Raw genomic sequence first — 17,495 nt, forward strand, 5'->3', positions numbered from 1 at the left:
TCGTAGTGTTGTGTAAAACCCGCCGATTATCAAATGGTTTCTATTTACCCTCTTGTATGGCGCGATATCAACTTTCTGGCGGAAGATAATTGCATTTCTTTCTGCTGAAACAAATAATTACGTTGTCATTTAACTCATCTTTGAGGAACTTCTATGAGGCATTCTGTTTCAGTAACCTGTTGTGCGCTGTTGGTTAGCAGCTTTTCCCTGGCATATGCTGCGGATGTTCCCGGCGGAACGGTACTGGCAGAGAAACAAGAACTGGTGCGTCATATCAAAGATGAGCCCGCTTCGTTAGATCCAGCGAAAGCCGTTGGGCTGCCTGAAATTCAGGTGATCCGCGATCTGTTTGAAGGGCTGGTTAACCAGAACGAAAAGGGTGAAATTATCCCTGGCGTCGCCAGCCAGTGGAAGAGCAATGATAATCGTATCTGGACGTTTACGTTGCGGGATAATGCGCAATGGGCCGATGGAACGCCGGTGACCGCCCAGGATTTTGTCTATAGCTGGCAACGTCTCGTTGATCCCAAAACGCTTTCCCCCTTCGCCTGGTTTGCCGCTCTGGCTGGCATCACTAATGCGCAAGCCATTATCGACGGTAAAGCCACGCCGGATCAGCTTGGCGTCAGTGCCGTGGACGCGCACACTTTGCGTATTCAGCTTGACAAGCCGTTGCCCTGGTTTGCCAGTCTGACCGCCAGTTTTGCCTTTTATCCGGTCCAAAAAGCGAATGTTGAAAGCGGTAAAGACTGGATGAAGCCGGGAAAACTGATCGGCAATGGCGCGTATGTGCTTAAAGAGCGCGTGGTAAATGAAAAACTGGTGGTCGTGCCTAATACGCATTACTGGGATAACGCGAAAACGGTACTGCAAAAAGTGACATTTTTACCCATTAACCAGGAGTCGGCTGCGACGAAACGTTATCTTGCCGGTGATATTGATATCACCGAATCTTTCCCTAAAAATATGTACCAGAAATTATTGAAGGATATTCCAGGGCAAGTTTATACGCCGCCGCAATTAGGGACTTATTATTATGCGTTTAATACGCAGAAAGGGCCGACGGCGGATTCCCGCGTTCGTCTGGCGCTAAGTATGACTATTGATCGCCGTTTGATGGCGGAAAAAGTCTTAGGTACCGGTGAAAAACCGGCCTGGCATTTTACACCGGATGTCACGGCAGGATTTAAGCCCGATCCTTCACCGTTTGAACAAATGAGCCAGGAAGAACTTAATGCCCAGGCGAAAACATTGCTGCGTGCAGCAGGCTACGGATCGCAGAAGCCGCTTAAATTAACCCTGCTTTACAATACCTCAGAAAACCATCAGAAAATCGCGATTGCGGTGGCGTCAATGTGGAAGAAAAATCTGGGGGTGGATGTGAAATTGCAAAACCAGGAGTGGAAAACGTATATCGACAGTCGGAATACCGGTAATTTTGATGTTATTCGCGCCTCCTGGATGGGTGATTACAACGAACCGTCGACTTTCTTATCCTTATTAACGTCCACGCATACGGGGAATATTTCACGCTTTACTAATCCGACTTATGACAAAATCCTGACGCAAGCGACGATGGAAAATACCGCCGAAGCGCGTAATGCGGATTACAATGCAGCGGAGAAAATTTTAACGGAACAAGCGCCTATAGCGCCTATTTATCAGTATACCAATGGCCGGTTAATTAAACCGTGGGTAAAGGGTTACCCCATTACTAACCCGGAAGATGTGGCCTATAGCCGTACGATGTATATCGTGAAGCACTGATGCGTACTGGTTTCTTGTTAACGCAAGGTAGCCACGCCCGCCGCCTGATGCTGGCAGAAGGCATGGGAATTAAGCGATCGCCTGATGCCGCCGTTCTCATTGGTGTGTTTTCAGCCAGGCGGCAATATCCTGTGTCGGCAGATGATGTTGTGCATTCCAGGTGTCACTCATCGGCCACCACATACCGTCACCACGCGCAAAGGCGACGCGATAGCGCAGCATTGGGTCATGCGGATGTAAACGGAGCTGCTCCTGTAAGTCAGGTAGCGTCAATACGCCTCGGGTAAAAGTTTGCTGCGTCACGCGTTCGACCGTTTCCGCCAGTTTTGCATAAGAGGTCGTTTCCCCCGCGACAAAGACGACTTCGTTAGTGATACGCGGCTGATGCAGATAAATTTCAGTGGTCAGGCGACCAATATCCGCAGGCGACGTGACGGTGACCTGCATTTCCCATCCGCCGAGGGCATTGATGGTTTTTTGGGCTAAGTTGACCACATCAAAGGCCGGTTCGAAGAGAAAAGAGGTAAATATACCGGTTGAAACAATCACCCACTCTGTGACGTTTTGCTCGCGCAAAAGCGTCCTGACGTCATACTGTTCGTCCCACACCGGCTGGCCGCTGCCTTTGCCGACCACATCGTAATTCACGCCAAACTGCCAGGGGAAATAGCGCTTAACGCCCGCCTCCAGTACCGCGCGGGTGATTTTTATCTGGGTACCCGCACCGGCGACAAACCCCATACAATTGATGATCGTATCAAAACCGCGGAATTGATCTTTTAACGCTGCAACCGAACTGCCCGCGATGTCGACCGGGATAAACCGCGCACCGGCATCCGCCAGTTGTTGATGAATGCTGGAACGTCGTTTGCTCTGTTTATCCCTGGATTGCCCTGACACAATAACGCTAACGGAACCATTACGCTGTGTGACCGCCGGAACCAACGACGCCAGCACTGACGCCCCCAGTTGTCCCGCGCCCAGCACCAATACTTTTTCACCCACCTGATTATTGGATTGTTTCATTTGCACCTCTCTGTGTTGGTTCACCTGTAGATTAAAGATTACGTCAGGGTTCTGCGTTCGATAAGACGCCGAAGACGGGTTAGACTGTTCTGATAAATGGGATAATTGGCGGGGGGAAAATGGACAAGCTGGAAGCGATGCAGGTCTATGTTTGCGTAGTGGATACCCATAGTTTTATCAGAGCCGCCGAAGTGCTGGGCGTGCCGCGCTCAACGGTATCGCGGGTGGTTAAAGAACTGGAATCCTGGCTTAAGATTCAGCTTTTGCAACGTACAACCCGCAAACTTAGCGTGACCGCAGAGGGGCGGCGTTACTACGAAGAGTGCAAAAGAGTACTGGCAGATATCGCGGCCATGGAGTCGTCATTTCCCGGCCGGGCGGCACAACCCAAAGGGCGTTTTAAAGTAGGGATGCCGCAATCTCTCGCCCGGCATTGCATTATTCCCACGCTCCCGGCCTTTTTGCGCCAGTATCCGGAGCTGGAGCTGATACTTTGTTCCAGCGATAGCGTGGAGGATATTATCCTGCAAGGGTATGACTGCGTGATTCGGGCCGGCAGGATCGATGATTCCACCACGCTGGTTGCCCGTCCACTTGCCAGCTTTAACTGGGTGATAGCAGCATCGCCCACTTACATTGAGCGTTACGGTAGCCCTGAAAATTTAGATGATCTGCAAAAACACCATGCGGTCGGCTACCTGAACCACCGCACTGGGCGTACCACCGACTGGTTTTTTACGCGTGAGGGGAAGGATTACGCGATGCGGGTGCAGGAGACGCTGGTTGTCGATGATACGGACGCTTATATTCAGGCCGGAATACAGGGGCTGGGGTTAATTCGCGTCGCCAGCTATCTGGTTGCGCCGTATCTGCACAGTGGGGCGCTGGTGACCTGCATGGACAACCATTCTTATGATTTGCCGCTTGCGCTGGTCTATCCGCAAAACAGGTTTCTGCCGCCTACGGTACGCGCTTTTTATGACTGGTGCAAAACGGCGCTGAGCCAGCCGGAGTCTCTTCGCTAAAAAATATTATTCCGGATATCGCATTGCCTGTTTAGAAAACTTTTTCACAGACGGTCAAAATGACGGTACTGGTTTTGACGCATAAGTAAAAGGCATTATCAAACAGGTGCTACACGGCGAGGATATAGCAAGCACTGAACGTTTGGATGCAATAAAAAATCTGTACAACTGTTATTAATGAACTTTTTGTATAAAAATAATCGGATTTAACAATACTCATTGTACCTGTCTTTTGCTCTTATCATGGCGTCTTTACAACGAAAGGGTGCTTTAGCGTGGAATATTCAATATTAAGTAACAACCTTAAAATGCCTATGGTGGGTTTTGGCGTTTTTAAGGTAACCGACAAAGAAGAATGTCAGCAGTCAGTGTTAAGCGCTATTCGCAGCGGTTATCGTCTTATCGATACCGCTGCGGTATACGGCAATGAAGATGCCGTTGGTGACGCTGTTCGTGAAGCCATCGCGACAGGCCTGTGTACCCGTGAGGAGTTATTTATTACTTCTAAACTGTGGGTGCAAGATATGGCTAACTACGATCTGGCCAAAGCAGGTATTGAAGCGTCGCTGAAAAAATCCGGGTTAGATTATTTTGATCTCTATTTATTGCATCAGGCAATGGGCGATTATTTTAGTGCGTGGCGCGCGCTGGAAGACGCTTATGAAGCCGGTAAACTAAAAGCCATTGGCGTGTCCAACTTCTATGCGCATGTGTTAGCCAACTTCTGTGAAACCGTCAGAATTACGCCAATGGTAAACCAGGTCGAATTGCATCCATACTTTGCACAACCCGCCGCGCTGGAAACTATGAAGCATTATAACGTTCAGCCTGAAGCGTGGGCGCCGTTAGGCGGCGGGAGACATAAACCGTATGAAAATGAAATGCTTCAAAGGATTGCCGATGCCCATCAAAAAACCATCGCTCAGGTTGTCCTGCGTTGGAACGTGCAGCGTGGCGTCACGGTTATTCCTAAATCCACTCGACAGGAACGTATTGAAGAGAACTTTGCCATCTGGGATTTCTCACTAACGGATAACGAAATGGCTCAAATCAACACACTTGATTTAGGCTATGTTGGCGAAGCGGTGAAGCATTTTAATCCTGAATTTGTTCGCGGTTGTCTTGGCGTTAAAATCCACGATTGATCCCGGCGCTTGCGGATGTTTTCTCGCATGAACAGCTTCTAACACGGTTGCCGGAGCGTAGACGGCAACCGTATGATATTCGCCTGGCCGTCAGGCGCCGAAGGCACCATCGATGGTGTGCATCGCGCCGGTGACGAAAGAGGCTTCCGGGCCGGCAAGCCATGCCACCATTCCAGCCACTTCTTCAGGTCTTCCGTGTCGTTTGATCGCCATGAAACTGTGCATCAGCTCTTTCATGGGGCCATCTTCCGGATTGATGTCGGTATCAATGGGGCCTGGCTGCACCACATTTATCGTAATCCCGCGGGGGCCAAAATCACGAGCCAGGCCGCGCGCCAGCCCTTGCAGGGCTGATTTACTGGCGGCGTACGCGGCCATTCCCGGTACGGGCATCCGATCGCCATTCACGGAACCGATAATAATAATGCGTCCACCTTCCGGCATGTTGCGGGTTGCTTCGACTGACGCATGGTAAGGCGCATGGATATTAATACGGAACAAACGATCTATCGCATCGCTATCTTGTTCCAGCGCATCGCCGAAGAGAGCCACGCCCGCATTGACGACCAGAATATCCAGTGGTCCGTACTCACGCACGAGGCTGATGACGGCATCCCGATCGGCGCTATCCGTCTGGATGGCGGTGCTTCCGGTTTCCGCTGCCAGTTTTTCGGCGGCTTCGCGCGATCCGGCGTAGCTGAAAACGACCGATGCGCCGTCAGCGCTAAAGCGTCGTACAATAGCCGCGCCGATACCACGACTTCCCCCTAAAACCAGTACAGATTTGTTGCGAAATAGCATCATCAGGATGTCCTTTATGATATTGTAGTAGCCACTACAATATGCGTAATGAAATCATGCCGTCAAGGAGTTATGTAGTAATGACTACAAAACATAGTCGAACGCCGGGTCGTCCTCGCCAGTTCGATCCGGAGCAAGCCATTGAAACCGCTCAACACTTATTTCATTCGCGCGGCTACGACGCGGTGAGCGTAGGGGATCTGACAAAAGCGTTCGGGATCAATCCTCCCAGTTTCTATGCGGCGTTTGGCAGCAAGCTGGGGCTGTATACCCGCGTATTAAAGCGTTACAGGATGACCGACGCGATTCCGCTCGGGGCGCTTCTGCGTCACGATCGCCCGACCGCGAAGTGCCTTATTGATGTGCTGATGGAAGCGGCAAGACGTTACGTTGCCGATCCTGATGCCACTGGATGTCTGGTTCTGGAGGGCGCTCATTGTAACGATAAACCGGCACGAGAGGCCGCCTGCGAGTTTTACATCGCTGCTGAAAACCTGATTCGCACTTATGTCGCCATGCGGTATCCGCAAGAGGCTGACCGGATGACTGACTTTATGGGGACGCTAATGGCGGGGCTTTCCGCCAAGGCGCGAGCGGGGTATAGCCTGGAGCGTCTTCAGGAGAGCGTACTTCTGGCTGGAGATGTGCTGGAGCGATTACTACCGGATTAACGCAGCGCATCAAAAAACCTGAGCCAATCAGTACGGGCAAACAGGGAGCAATAGCCCTAATCATCCATCTTGCCGTTGCGGTATTCGGTAAAGTACATCAAAAATAGAGGTGTCAGGGAAACGAGAGATGCAAAAATGTAGTCTTATTACGGTACTTAGCTTATCAGTGTTGATGCTAGCCGGATGTACAACGACCTATACCATGACGACCCGGACGGGAGATATTATTGAAACGCAGGGTAAGCCGGAGGTTGACACCGCAACCGGAATGACGAAATACGCTGATGCTTATGGTTATCATCGCGTCATTAAAACCAGTGAAATAGTGCAGACGACAGAAGGCGCATCGAAACTGGACTGGTAATGCGCTAAAGCAGTTGGGAGGCCGTGTCCTGTATGGGTACCGGACAGTTTCTGGGCCTGAATTGAATAGAGTGCCTGTATAGCCGAATTCCGGGTCTCAGCTTGATTTGTGTCGTCAGTTATTTGGTTGTTCCCTGTATATTGAAGGTAAACAGTACTCATGGCTAACGGTCTGTTTTGGATTGCTAACTATCCCGGATTCTGCGCGTTTTATTTAGTCACAACCGTGGTTAAGAATATTTTGGGTCAGACTTACACGCCGGGTATTAAGATAATCCGTCGCATAGAGAGCTTGATCGGCATCATTCGGTTCAAGAAGAAACGGCGTGACTTTAGGTATGAGATCAGCAAACAGGTTATATTGATCCACAGAGGCAAAATGCCGGGTAGCGCTGGCCCAGGGCATTCGCATCAGCTCTGCGTAAGAAGGGGATAGTTGAACAGGCAAATCAAATTCTTTCAGATTAGCAAGCATCTCCTTACTCATATAAAATGTGACCCTGTTTCGCGAAAAGGTGTTAAGCACTTCCTTCAGTCGTTTAACTTTTGCTTCTTTACTCATGCTATTATCAAAAAAACGTGGTGAAAGCATAATAGCAATCGATGCATTTGGTGAAATAACATTATGTAGTGGTTTCAGGGCTACAACAATCTGATCGTTTGTGAAGATACGCTGCGTACCAAAGGAGGTAGTATAGTTTCCACCCAGCCAGATCACATAATCTGTTGTTTTGAGGGGAAGGGCTTTTTCCGGTATATTACCCCTGTCAGGTGCCACCGTTTCAATTGCTAGTGAGTCTTGTCCCCAGACATTATTTATTTTAGAACTCAAAAAATTATATTCTGAAATGTTCCTTAGTTTTAGTAGAGTTATCTGTGAACGGGTAAAAAAGAGATTGAATCTCACTTTGTTCTGCAATTGCCGAAGTAATCTGAGCGTGTTCTGATCGATCAGATGAGTATACAGACCAACAGTTTTTCCGGAAAGTATTGCTGAGGCATTGTTCGCAAGAAGCATTTCTTTTATAGCTCCTTGCCCAATAATCAGTACGCAACTGTATTTTTCTGGTCTGATTTTATCTATGGGGATATCGGTAAGATTGACCAGGTCAGGAGTGCCATGCCGCCAATTATCATGAATGACTGTGGCTCCGGAGGCGTCTCCTCCGGCTCCCCTGGTGATAATAAGAGGAGGGTGGGTACTGGCATGTGCGATATACGAAAAACAAGCTACCATTGCTAGCGCTGAGTTTCTGATGGTTGTATACATATCGTCTGCCCTGATTTCGAAAATATGAATAATGTCTCCTCTTATAATGTACATCAAAAAGAGAACATTTTAATTAAACGTTATCTCAACGAGATAAAAGGTTAGCACAGGAAAGTATAGAGAGAATGTAATCATACCAACATTATAGATGTGGGAGTATGAAGGCCCCGCAGGCCGCCCGGCCAGCATACTCCCATTAATAGTTAAAGTATGGACTTTGCTTTTACCGTAAACTGTAGCCAATATTACCTGATCACTACACCGTACAGTACTGTCAGAAACCTGGCTCCGGTGTTGCGTGACAACAAGTTATTTTCTCAATCCTTTCAAAATGTTAACTTATTTAATAGTCACTTATTTTATCAGAATCAATACTGAGAGTTTTATTACCGCTCTGAAAAGAGAAGGCTTTTCAGATGAAATACGTGGATGGTACGAAGTCATTACAGTACAGGGATATAATAATAAAGATCGACAATGGATTCATTATTCTGTTGCTTTTGGACGGATGCCAAATGGAAGTATTCAATATCTTCTCCTTCTCTCCTGATAAGATTCAGTTTTGGCAATATACACATATATATTGTATTGGAAAATTGTTGATATTTTTCCTTATGACCAACGAAATGGAATTTTGCATATTTACCACATTTTATTACCCTCGACATGGGTATTTTGCCTCCATCGACGGAATTATGTTCCATACCAAAAAAACTGCTTACGGCGATGACCTGGTCATTGGTATGATCCGGCTTAAAAGACGAGAGACAATACACATTTTCGCCCCACGTTCTGAGCGTCTCATGAATGATTTTCCATTTTATAGGCGACGCTTTTTTAGGAAGGTCATTTGTTGCGATCTGATGAGATGTTTGAAATCCGAAAATTTCTTTTGACGTAAGCTGACAAATTTCGAACTGATAATGCTCATCACAGTCAAGCCAGTAGGGAGGCCGTAGGTTTCTGAGATCCCAGAAATCAGCCTTGCGATAGTTATTGGGATTGACACCAAATGTTTTTTTGAACTCTCGACTATAGGACTGCACTGAATCAAACCCCATTCTGAACGCGATATCTGTGACCGACTGAGAGGTCAGCTTTAGCAGAGTGGCGCTTCTGCTCAACTTGCGTTGTCTGATATATTTTCCGATAGAGACTCCACACTTTTCTTTAAAAAAATCCTGCAAACTCCTTCGCGAATAACCTGTTATAACAACCAGCTTTTCAATATCAATCCTCTCTTCAAGATTTTTTTCTATTTGCTCTAATACTGAGATTATTATGGCTTTTTTCATCATCATTCCTCTTTATTGAAGCCGAAAATATAAACATTTAAGGTATTTGACATACTGAGTTATTAAACTAGTGGGGTTGTTAGCTTTTCTGGCAAAACAAGAAATATTTAAATTGCTTGACGTTTTTGAATAAACTTTACACTTGGAGATCGGTTTTTGCCAGTAAAGCTAAGTAATTAGCATGGCGAAGGGCATAATTTCACAGGCGGTTAAAATGATTGAATAACCCTGAATTTTTAGCTCGTGAGATTATAAATCTCGTAATTATTTCTAATGATTTAATAAAAGGGAATTGTTTTGTACTTCAAAAAATCTTTATTAGCGTTAGCGATTTGTGCATCCGTGGTCTCAGTAGAGGCGGTGGCGAATACCAGAGCCAATGATATGGCTTCTTCTGCTACACCTGCTTCTGTTGGTCACCGTCCTGTGGCAACTACTAATGCAAAAAAGATAGAAGTGTCTGGGGAACTGACGACCGGTTCAACCCTCCAGATAGCGGATGTTTTTATTGAGGATGAGGATGGGGATCTCTTATCGCTGGATAAAATGAATAATGCCGACGATATTAAATGGTACCTGGTGGATAATGAGGCCGCCGATCCTTCTGGAACCCCGGCGGCAACCGGGACGGCTTTTACCATTCCTGCTGATGCAGGCGGTAAAAAAATTAAAATCGTTTACCGGATTAAGACGGCAACGGGGACGCCGGATAGTGCATTCTTGCCTGCCACTGTCTTATTAACTTCTTCATCTTCTGGCGTGGGCGGCGACTCCGCCGCAGACGGTACAATTTCTAATAAGCTACGTTCTGTCACTATCAATGTGGTGAATGAAAGTGGTAAACCGACTGATGAACTCAACGGTACCAATGACGCCAACACTCCAGTGGTGGGCGGCACCCTTGAAGCGGTACTGGAATGTGCCGCCACAGCGGCGGCTGAGTGTGAGGTCAGTAATTATAATTTTACCTGGCAGATGGCGGATGCCGGGACACCAGATAAGTTCACCGATCTGAATAATACTAACGCTGAAAAACATAAATATATTATTAAGGGAACTGAGCAGAATAAACTGTTCCGTGTCCACGTTACGCCTAAAACGACGAAAGCCACGCCGGAGAATAAACGCGCTATCCGTCGCTGATGGTTATCGCTAAATAAACCTCTTATTTAAATACTCCCTCTGCCAGGCAGGGGGATATAGCAGGAGACAATAAAGTGGTTTTTTCTAAAAAACCCATTACTAAATATATAATCTGGGCCATTGTTACCAGTCAGATTTCACTCCCGGTCATCGCTGATAGCGATAATGAAATTCAGTCGTGGATTGCGGGGACGGCATCGTCTATTTCTCCGCATCTGCAGGAGGGGACGCTGGAGGATTATGCCAAAGGAAAAATAAAGGCATTACCAGGGCAAGCCGCTAATCATTTGGTGAACGAGGGGATGAAGAGCGCTTTTCCGGAGATTATTTTCCGTGGTGGCGTCAATCTTGAAGATGGCGCGAAATATCGCTCATCAGAGTTCGATATGTTTATTCCCGTCGAGGAAACAACATCGTCTTTACTCTTTGGCCAGCTTGGCTTTCGCGACCACGACAGCAGCAGTTTCGATGGCCGCACCTATGTTAACGTTGGTGTGGGTTATCGCCAGGAGGTCAATGGATGGCTGCTCGGCGTCAATACATTTCTGGATGCCGACATCCGTTATTCCCACTTACGTGGCGGCATTGGCGGGGAAGTTTATAAAGACAGTCTGGCCTTTTCCGGCAACTATTATTTCCCTCTCACCGGCTGGAAAACGTCAGCAGTTCATGAATTACATGATGAGCGTCCGGCATATGGCTTTGATCTGCGAACAAAAGGCACGCTTCCCGATTTTCCCTGGTTCAGTGGCGAGCTGACATATGAACAGTATTACGGGGATAAAGTTGATCTATTGGGTAACGGTACATTAAGCCGGAATCCCCGCGCCGCAGGTGCGGCTCTGGTCTGGAATCCTGTCCCCTTGCTTGAGGTCAGAGCAGGATATCGGGACGCCGGTAACGGCGGCTCGCAGGCAGAGGGCGGTCTGAGAGTCAACTATTCCTTCGGTACGCCGTTACATGAACAGCTTGATTACCGCAACGTTGGGGCGCCGTCAAATACGACTAATCGGCGTGCCTTTGTCGATCGTAATTACGATATCGTCATGGCGTATCGGGAGCAGGCCAGTAAAATCCGCATTACGGCAATGCCGGTGTCAGGCCTGTCCGGGACGCTGGTGACATTAATGGCGACGGTAGATAGCCGTTACCCGATTGAGAAGGTTGAGTGGTCGGGTGATGCGGAGCTTCTCGCCGGACTCCAGCTTCAGGGGAGTCTGGGCAGCGGCCTTATCCTTCCACAACTTCCGCTGACGGCGACCGACGGTCAGGAGTATAGCCTTTATTTAACGGTGACTGATAGCCGGGGTACTCGCGTGACCTCCGAGCGTATCCCGGTAAGGGTGACACAGGATGAGACCAGTTTCCGTTCCTGGATAAATGTTATCAATGACGATGTTCAGGTTGAGGACGGCAACTTTGTTATCAGTACGCCGCTTCCTGCCGGAGAAGAGGGGAAGGTTATTGAGTGGCACTACGTGCGCGAGCGTTCTGAAGAGGAGTGGGCATCGCTCAAACCACGTCATATTAAGTATCAATCAGATATGCCGGGTCTGGCATTTAAAGCGCTCGGTGGTTCAGAGCGTGACGGCCATTGGGTTGAACGGGTTCTGGTGACCCATATCGGCGATGATGCCCGCTCGCTCAAATTACATATTGAAGCAAGCGGACCAGACGATAAACATCCGGTGAAGGGTACCGTACTACTACAAGCGCAGTCAGACAGTATTGCGCAGAAGGTCACTTCTGTGGAGGTGCTTTTTACGCCGGGTACTGAAGAAGCCAACGGAAGCGTTACTGCGCCAGTCGTCGGAACAGAAATGCGAGCCAGAACGCTTTGTGTAAATAACACGGACTGTACTGATGCGTTTAATTATCAGTGGGAAATCTCGGATGAAATGAAATCCTGGCAATCCGTACCGGGGGCGACAAAAGCCACCTGGCTTCTTCCTTATAGTCTTAATGGGGAATCGCTTCAGAATAAATATATCCGGGTCAGAATTATTTCTGATAAGGAAAATGCCAAGAGTTCTACCGCAGCATCTGATGCGAATTAATGTTTTAAAAAGGATCAACAGTGCGTATGTCGAAACATAATCTTATTATCTATAGCCTGCTTCTGGCGGCTGCGCCGATAAGCGTCTTGGCGGATACGTCGACAACGTCCGCGGCAACCGTCGGGATGTTTTCTCCTCCTACGGCGCCGAGCGTTGGGCACAGGCCTAGTTCGCCGTTGAGTGATTATGGGTTGGAATTGAATGGGTATTATGGATATTTTGAATCATATATACCTATACCAGGCATGCTTTTAAAAGCAAGAATGGTTGGGAGAGTCAGTGATCTTGATTCTGAAAAATATCAAGCTAATGAAACGGCTACCACAGTATGTACGTATTATCGCGTTGAGAAAGATGACTCACAGCATGAGCTTCTACGTGAAAAGCCGTGTAAATATGAAATTGTTATCAGCGAGGATAATGTAGGTTCGAAGATAAGAATTGAGCATTATAACGAAACAGATATGGTCTCAGCACCAGGATATACGCCTGTGCCGATGGTTTCTGAACTCCATTCTATTGAAACAAAACGTATAGTTAAATTGAGTAAAGATTTATCTGTCATTAGTGCAGATAAATCTTTACTGATGCCAGGAGAGAGTGCTGTTGTGAAAATTATTGTTAAAGATATAAATAATAACCCCATATCTAATCTCAATCTCCAGTGTGGGCATTTTTCAACAGGAAGTTGGAATAGTCGATGCGATATCAAAGCCGGGGGTAATCCCGGAGAGTATCTTCAGACGGTAACTTATAATGGAGGTTCAAATGGAGAGTTGAAATTGACATATAAATATTTTGGGGAATTGATTAAAGATAAATTTACTATCTCCGGGACAATAAAAAAGTAGAGTAAAAACAGCAATGAATAATGGGTTGGCTTTTATTTCACTGCTCTTATTATGGATGTTGACTTGGTTCTTTAGTAGATTGCTAAATAATTATTATGGCTAAAATAATACAAACGTTAAAAGGAGAACTTTTTATGACACCAGCAACAACACAAGATTATATCTCATTGGGTCAGGAACACGCTGTCACCTTTGGCAAAACGCAGCTGACCCTCAAACCCGGTATACTGGCTGAAGGCAAACCATTACCCTGCACAAAGGGGCTGGTGAGCCATAATTTATTACCGGGTTACTGTATCCCGGGGATAAAAAAGCGGATTATTGTCGTCCCGTCACTGGATACGCCGGTTTGTGAATGGCAGGTAAAAGACTATAGTGACCGCCTTAAATCAGCGGGTAGCCACTCAAACCGGGCGGTATATGTGCTGAGTATGGATACGCCATTTGCTCAGGCCCGTTTTATTCGGGAACATGATATTCATCCCGGCATAACCTTTTTTTCTGACTACGCTTGCCGCCAGTTTTTGGATAATTCCGGGCTGAAAATTAATGAGCTCAGTATTTTTGCCAGAGCGTTGATAGAGTGCGATGAAAACAATGTGGTTACGCGTGTTAGTGTACCACGAGATATCACTCATCTTCCTGTTTACTAATCACTTATATCAGCACGCCCCTGCACAGAGAACCGAATAACCGGCAATGCAGGGGCGCAGGCATTCTCTTGTGTGCCCCCACATTTAATACATATACTATTGCATCACGCATAAGGAACTGAAAATGATGCCAGCGGATGGGGCAGGTTAACGTTATGGCACCCCTGAATTTCTGCAATAATCGTCTGGTAACCGGAAAGCCACTTATGACTTTGTGATTTGGCCTGCTGGTGCTGTAAATTATTTATCAATAGCTCCATTGATTCGCGGGTCTGCCAGTAATAATTATTAACCATTCTTCCGCTGGCGGCATCGGTATAGCTTTCCATCCCAATATAGCCATCAATAGACTGCGTATAGCGCTCAATCCAGCCATCCAGTTGATAAAACTCTTCGTCGTACTCTTTTTTTTCGAAAATAAAACTTGTCAGAAACAGCGACATGGTATTTCTCCTGTTACGCAATATCAATCAGACACCCATCAACGTGGATTCAAAACGTAAACCTGGCATCATTTTTTCAAGGCCGTCAGTCAGCATGTTTCCTGCCGCGTACAATTCATCAACCGGCATTTCCGGCAAGCTTTCAAGGATAAACCACATCGCTTTATCTGAAGCGCTTAGTCGGGTACGTACTCCCTGACGCCAGTTCCAGCGCCGACAGGTGACGCCTCTGTCATCGCGCCAGATAACTTCGCCCGGTTCTGGCGACTCGGTGACGGGTTGTCCTTCTTTCAGGGTATCAAATGTTTCACTTCCGTCTGCGAAAACCAGCCGCGGCGATCCACAATAAGCCGCGCTATTTTCGCCGCCTACCGGTACGGCATAGCGCAGGCTCACGGCGTTATAAAGGTCAACAACCGGGTCCAGCGACGCCATTGTTCCATCCTTCAACACGCGTTTTCGTAGCGCTTCAGCCGAGCAGGGGGTGCGCTTTGGTTTTGCGCCGAATGCTTTAAACACTGCATTCCAGGCGTCTATATGCGCCTGTGCCCACGCCGGTTGTCCGTTGATTACGGCCTGACAGGCCTCTTTTAACGCGATTTCTCCGACCTGCGCATCGCGAACCGGAGCGGCAATAACATTAATACTTAATGCACGAAAGCCGGGAGCGATACGGGCCAGTTCCGGGCTGATTGACGGTAACATAGAAGACATCGCATAATCCTGTAATGACTATTTTCTTCTATGATATCGACCAATGACCAAAAAAGTCAACTTATCGACCACGGCGGGCGCCGACGTCAGCACGATAAATGAAGCTGTTTCCCAACGTATCAAACAATTTCGTAGCCAAAAAAAGATGTCGCTGGATGAGCTTGCGCGGCGTTCCGGCGTCAGTAAAGGAATGCTGGTGGAAATTGAAGGCTGTAAAGCCAATCCAAGCATTGCGCTATTATGTAAGATCGCGGCGGCAATGGGAGTGTCCGTGGCGGATTTTGTCAACGTCGCCAGCGAGCCGATGGTCCATCTTATCGACCGGGATGCTATTCCGGTGTTGTGGCGCGGCGAGAAAGGCGGCAGCGCAAAACTGATGGCGGGAACCAGCGGGCCGGATATGCTGGAACTCTGGCAATGGATAATGCATCCTGGTGAACAGTTTGAATCGGCAGGGCATCCAGCAGACACCTGTGAATTACTGTTTGTTAATCAGGGAACACTGACATTAACAGTCAACGGTAGACGCTTTATTATTCGGGAGGGCTGCTCCGCTGTAGCCAGAACCGACATGCCTCATGCCTACGTTAACGACACTAATGAGGTGCTTGAATTTACCATGACGGTGAATGAAAAGAGCCGTTGATCACCGTGAGGAAGGCGCTAACAACCCGTCATCCGGACAGAGAAGCCTCGGTGCCCGATAAGCGTTATCGGGCACCGGCTATCTTTTATTTTGTCGCAGGCGCGGTCTCCGGGTCATCGATATAGAGCGTCTGGCTTGGGAAGGCGAAGTCAGCGCCGTTTTCCTGGACAATCGCAATAATTTTCAGGTAAACATCCTGCTGTACGGCAAGCCATTCCTGCCATACTGTTGTTTTGGTAAAGCAATACACCATAATATTCAGCGAAGAGTCGGCGAATTCATTAAAATAGACCAACAGCGTCTGTTTCTGATCGATATCTCTGTGCGCCTGCAACATGTTTCTGATAGCGTCAACAATGAGGCCAATTTTGTCGGCATCTTCGTAACGTAATCCAATAACCGTTTTTATTCGACGGTTGGTCATCCGTCCCGGATTCTCAACGCTAATGGATGAAAAGACGGAATTAGGCACGTACAACGGGCGGTGGTCGAATGTGTTAATTCGCGTAATTCGCCAGCCGATTTCGGCGACCGTACCTTCGATATTTCTATCAGGAGAACGAATCCAGTCTCCGATACTGAAGGGGCGATCGAAATAGAGCATAATACCGGAGAAAAAATTGCTCAGGACATCTTTGCCCGCCATACCAACAGCGATACCGCCGATACCGCCAAAGGTCAGCAGACCGGACAGACTCATGCCAAAATGTTCGCCATACAATAAGACAATCGCGACAATAATAGTTATTTTTATGACCCGTGCCAGAATACGGGTACTGGTGACATCTCTACCTTTATTGACCTGTGCTTTTTCAAATTGGTTAATAATCAGGAAAAGTTTTATCGTCAGAATAAGCGCAATGAGCGAGGTGCAGATAAAATCAATGACCCCGGAAGAGATAAAACGCAAATTATAATCTTCAATAGCATTATTCAGGATGCTCCCGATGGTCCCAATAATAATCGCGTAAATAAAAAACTGTGCCGCATGGAACGTGAATCCTTTCTTCCACTGTACGTTACGGCTGAGCCAAAATCTCACGACCAGCAACGCCATGCCGCAACTGAAAAGTATCGCCAGATTAAATGCGTTTTTGAGAAAAAATTCAGTGAACATTATTGTTTTCCGCTCCTTCCTACGATAACAGCTCAGAATGACCTGATTAACAGGTATTTTACCCAGGATAAACGCGTAGATCATCGATAAGTAAAAAGAAGAAATAGTGCTATTAGCTTTAATCTCAGTGGTTTACTTTTTATGTAAATACAATGTCACGTTTTATAGGGCAGACATCGCGTGATTGTCATGATATTGTTGCTATCAGGTAACAAAGCCATCTGTAAAGGACAATACTATGATCATGATGAAGCTGAAATCGGCGAAGGGGAAAAAATTTCTGTTATGCCTGCTGGCAGTGTTTATCGTTGCGGCATCGGTGGTAACGCGCGCGACTATCGGCGGTGTGATTGAGCAATATCATATTCCACTGTCCGAATGGACAAGCTCTATGTATGCCATTCAGTCGGCAATGATTTTCGTTTACAGTCTGGTGTTCACTATTCTGCTGGCGATTCCTTTGGGGATCTATTTCCTCGGCGGAGATGAGTAACAGGAATAGGGTATT

18 protein-coding genes are annotated in these 17,495 nt (G+C 47.3%); 11 read left to right on the forward strand and 7 right to left on the reverse strand.

Features of this window, described 5'->3' with window-relative positions; translation table 11 throughout:
- Positions 1-153 precede the first annotated feature (153 nt).
- The gene (locus tag LDB27_RS10320) at positions 154-1,767 is read left to right on the forward strand and encodes a peptide ABC transporter substrate-binding protein (RefSeq protein WP_001216559.1); all 1,614 of its coding nucleotides are present in this window, start codon (positions 154-156) and stop codon (positions 1,765-1,767) included.
- Positions 1,768-1,863: 96 nt separating this feature from the next.
- Here LDB27_RS10320 and LDB27_RS10325 read toward each other — a convergent pair whose 3' ends face one another.
- Complete coding sequence (locus LDB27_RS10325; RefSeq protein ID WP_023230792.1) at positions 1,864-2,793, reverse strand: aromatic alcohol reductase; 930 nt, start codon at positions 2,791-2,793, stop codon at positions 1,864-1,866.
- Between the two features lie 119 nt (positions 2,794-2,912).
- On the opposite strand from LDB27_RS10325, the gene LDB27_RS10330 reads away from it, so the two are divergent.
- Complete coding sequence (locus LDB27_RS10330; RefSeq protein ID WP_000359206.1) at positions 2,913-3,818, forward strand: LysR family transcriptional regulator; 906 nt, start codon at positions 2,913-2,915, stop codon at positions 3,816-3,818.
- Between the two features lie 275 nt (positions 3,819-4,093).
- Positions 4,094-4,963: an aldo/keto reductase gene (locus tag LDB27_RS10335; protein WP_000456772.1), complete on the forward strand. Its 870-nt coding sequence runs from the start codon at positions 4,094-4,096 to the stop codon at positions 4,961-4,963.
- Positions 4,964-5,053: 90 nt separating this feature from the next.
- Here LDB27_RS10335 and bdcA read toward each other — a convergent pair whose 3' ends face one another.
- Positions 5,054-5,767, reverse strand: a complete 714-nt coding sequence (bdcA, locus tag LDB27_RS10340; protein WP_000979086.1) for an SDR family oxidoreductase — start codon at positions 5,765-5,767, stop codon at positions 5,054-5,056.
- Between the two features lie 77 nt (positions 5,768-5,844).
- On the opposite strand from bdcA, the gene LDB27_RS10345 reads away from it, so the two are divergent.
- Together LDB27_RS10345 and LDB27_RS10350 are read left to right on the forward strand one after the other, a co-directional pair.
- Positions 5,845-6,435 (forward strand): TetR/AcrR family transcriptional regulator, encoded by a 591-nt coding sequence (locus LDB27_RS10345; RefSeq protein ID WP_225519945.1) that lies wholly within the window; start codon positions 5,845-5,847, stop codon positions 6,433-6,435.
- Positions 6,436-6,562: 127 nt separating this feature from the next.
- Positions 6,563-6,799, forward strand: a complete 237-nt coding sequence (locus LDB27_RS10350; RefSeq protein WP_001168013.1) for a YgdI/YgdR family lipoprotein — start codon at positions 6,563-6,565, stop codon at positions 6,797-6,799.
- A gap of 213 nt (positions 6,800-7,012) precedes the next feature.
- Here the strand turns inward: LDB27_RS10350 and LDB27_RS10355 are convergent, their stop codons facing one another.
- Together LDB27_RS10355 and LDB27_RS10360 are read right to left on the reverse strand one after the other, a co-directional pair.
- A complete protein-coding gene (locus LDB27_RS10355) occupies positions 7,013-8,122 on the reverse strand; it encodes a hypothetical protein (RefSeq protein ID WP_000275488.1) in 1,110 nt (369 codons plus the stop codon).
- Positions 8,123-8,511: 389 nt separating this feature from the next.
- Positions 8,512-9,369: a GyrI-like domain-containing protein gene (locus LDB27_RS10360; RefSeq protein WP_077906401.1), complete on the reverse strand. Its 858-nt coding sequence runs from the start codon at positions 9,367-9,369 to the stop codon at positions 8,512-8,514.
- A gap of 291 nt (positions 9,370-9,660) precedes the next feature.
- Here LDB27_RS10360 and zirU point away from each other — a divergent pair, with 291 nt between their 5' ends.
- From zirU to LDB27_RS10380, 4 genes are all read left to right on the forward strand, one after another.
- Positions 9,661-10,506 carry a two-partner-like secretion system exoprotein ZirU gene (gene zirU / locus LDB27_RS10365; protein WP_000273674.1) on the forward strand — a complete coding sequence of 282 codons (846 nt, stop codon included), beginning with the start codon at positions 9,661-9,663 and terminating at the stop codon, positions 10,504-10,506.
- Between the two features lie 74 nt (positions 10,507-10,580).
- Entirely contained in the window at positions 10,581-12,563 is a 1,983-nt protein-coding gene (gene zirT, locus LDB27_RS10370) for a two-partner secretion translocator ZirT (RefSeq protein WP_000232022.1), read from the forward strand.
- A gap of 26 nt (positions 12,564-12,589) precedes the next feature.
- Positions 12,590-13,414, forward strand: coding sequence for a ZirS family two-partner secretion-like system exoprotein (locus LDB27_RS10375; protein WP_001530194.1), 825 nt, complete (start codon positions 12,590-12,592; stop codon positions 13,412-13,414).
- A 95-nt stretch (positions 13,415-13,509) separates the two neighbouring features.
- The gene (locus LDB27_RS10380; RefSeq protein WP_001062618.1) at positions 13,510-14,067 is read left to right on the forward strand and encodes a redoxin family protein; all 558 of its coding nucleotides are present in this window, start codon (positions 13,510-13,512) and stop codon (positions 14,065-14,067) included.
- 104 nt (positions 14,068-14,171) lie between these two features.
- Here LDB27_RS10380 and LDB27_RS10385 read toward each other — a convergent pair whose 3' ends face one another.
- Positions 14,172-14,510: an antibiotic biosynthesis monooxygenase family protein gene (locus tag LDB27_RS10385; protein ID WP_000051812.1), complete on the reverse strand. Its 339-nt coding sequence runs from the start codon at positions 14,508-14,510 to the stop codon at positions 14,172-14,174.
- Between the two features lie 27 nt (positions 14,511-14,537).
- Complete coding sequence (locus tag LDB27_RS10390; RefSeq protein ID WP_000097265.1) at positions 14,538-15,224, reverse strand: B3/4 domain-containing protein; 687 nt, start codon at positions 15,222-15,224, stop codon at positions 14,538-14,540.
- A 43-nt stretch (positions 15,225-15,267) separates the two neighbouring features.
- Between LDB27_RS10390 and LDB27_RS10395 the strand changes: the two genes are divergently transcribed.
- Positions 15,268-15,870, forward strand: a complete 603-nt coding sequence (locus tag LDB27_RS10395) for a helix-turn-helix domain-containing protein (protein ID WP_000163368.1) — start codon at positions 15,268-15,270, stop codon at positions 15,868-15,870.
- Positions 15,871-15,955: 85 nt separating this feature from the next.
- On the opposite strand, the gene LDB27_RS10400 is transcribed toward LDB27_RS10395, so the two are convergent.
- Entirely contained in the window at positions 15,956-16,987 is a 1,032-nt protein-coding gene (locus tag LDB27_RS10400) for a mechanosensitive ion channel family protein (protein ID WP_000493666.1), read from the reverse strand.
- Positions 16,988-17,225: 238 nt separating this feature from the next.
- Between LDB27_RS10400 and LDB27_RS10405 the strand changes: the two genes are divergently transcribed.
- On the forward strand, positions 17,226-17,480 hold the full coding sequence (locus LDB27_RS10405) for a DUF2534 family protein (protein WP_000605645.1): 255 nt from the start codon (positions 17,226-17,228) through the stop codon (positions 17,478-17,480).
- Positions 17,481-17,495: the final 15 nt, after the last annotated feature.

The organism is Salmonella sp. JXY0409-18, from assembly GCF_020268625.1.
Lineage (GTDB): Bacteria > Pseudomonadota > Gammaproteobacteria > Enterobacterales > Enterobacteriaceae > Salmonella > Salmonella enterica.

Bases quoted from the DNA above. Each gene is read 5' to 3' on its own strand.
- LDB27_RS10320 (WP_001216559.1), top strand. From the start codon at position 154: ATGAGGCATTCTGTTTCAGTAACCTGTTGTGCGCTGTTGGTTAGCAGC.
- LDB27_RS10325 (WP_023230792.1), bottom strand. From the start codon at position 2,793: ATGAAACAATCCAATAATCAGGTGGGTGAAAAAGTATTGGTGCTGGGC.
- LDB27_RS10330 (WP_000359206.1), top strand. From the start codon at position 2,913: ATGGACAAGCTGGAAGCGATGCAGGTCTATGTTTGCGTAGTGGATACC.
- bdcA (WP_000979086.1), bottom strand. From the start codon at position 5,767: ATGATGCTATTTCGCAACAAATCTGTACTGGTTTTAGGGGGAAGTCGT.
- LDB27_RS10345 (WP_225519945.1), top strand. From the start codon at position 5,845: ATGACTACAAAACATAGTCGAACGCCGGGTCGTCCTCGCCAGTTCGAT.
- LDB27_RS10350 (WP_001168013.1), top strand. From the start codon at position 6,563: ATGCAAAAATGTAGTCTTATTACGGTACTTAGCTTATCAGTGTTGATG.
- LDB27_RS10355 (WP_000275488.1), bottom strand. From the start codon at position 8,122: ATGTACATTATAAGAGGAGACATTATTCATATTTTCGAAATCAGGGCA.
- LDB27_RS10360 (WP_077906401.1), bottom strand. From the start codon at position 9,369: ATGATGATGAAAAAAGCCATAATAATCTCAGTATTAGAGCAAATAGAA.
- LDB27_RS10375 (WP_001530194.1), top strand. From the start codon at position 12,590: ATGTCGAAACATAATCTTATTATCTATAGCCTGCTTCTGGCGGCTGCG.
- LDB27_RS10380 (WP_001062618.1), top strand. From the start codon at position 13,510: ATGGCTAAAATAATACAAACGTTAAAAGGAGAACTTTTTATGACACCA.
- LDB27_RS10385 (WP_000051812.1), bottom strand. From the start codon at position 14,510: ATGTCGCTGTTTCTGACAAGTTTTATTTTCGAAAAAAAAGAGTACGAC.
- LDB27_RS10390 (WP_000097265.1), bottom strand. From the start codon at position 15,224: ATGTCTTCTATGTTACCGTCAATCAGCCCGGAACTGGCCCGTATCGCT.
- LDB27_RS10395 (WP_000163368.1), top strand. From the start codon at position 15,268: ATGACCAAAAAAGTCAACTTATCGACCACGGCGGGCGCCGACGTCAGC.
- LDB27_RS10400 (WP_000493666.1), bottom strand. From the start codon at position 16,987: ATGTTCACTGAATTTTTTCTCAAAAACGCATTTAATCTGGCGATACTT.
- LDB27_RS10405 (WP_000605645.1), top strand. From the start codon at position 17,226: ATGATCATGATGAAGCTGAAATCGGCGAAGGGGAAAAAATTTCTGTTA.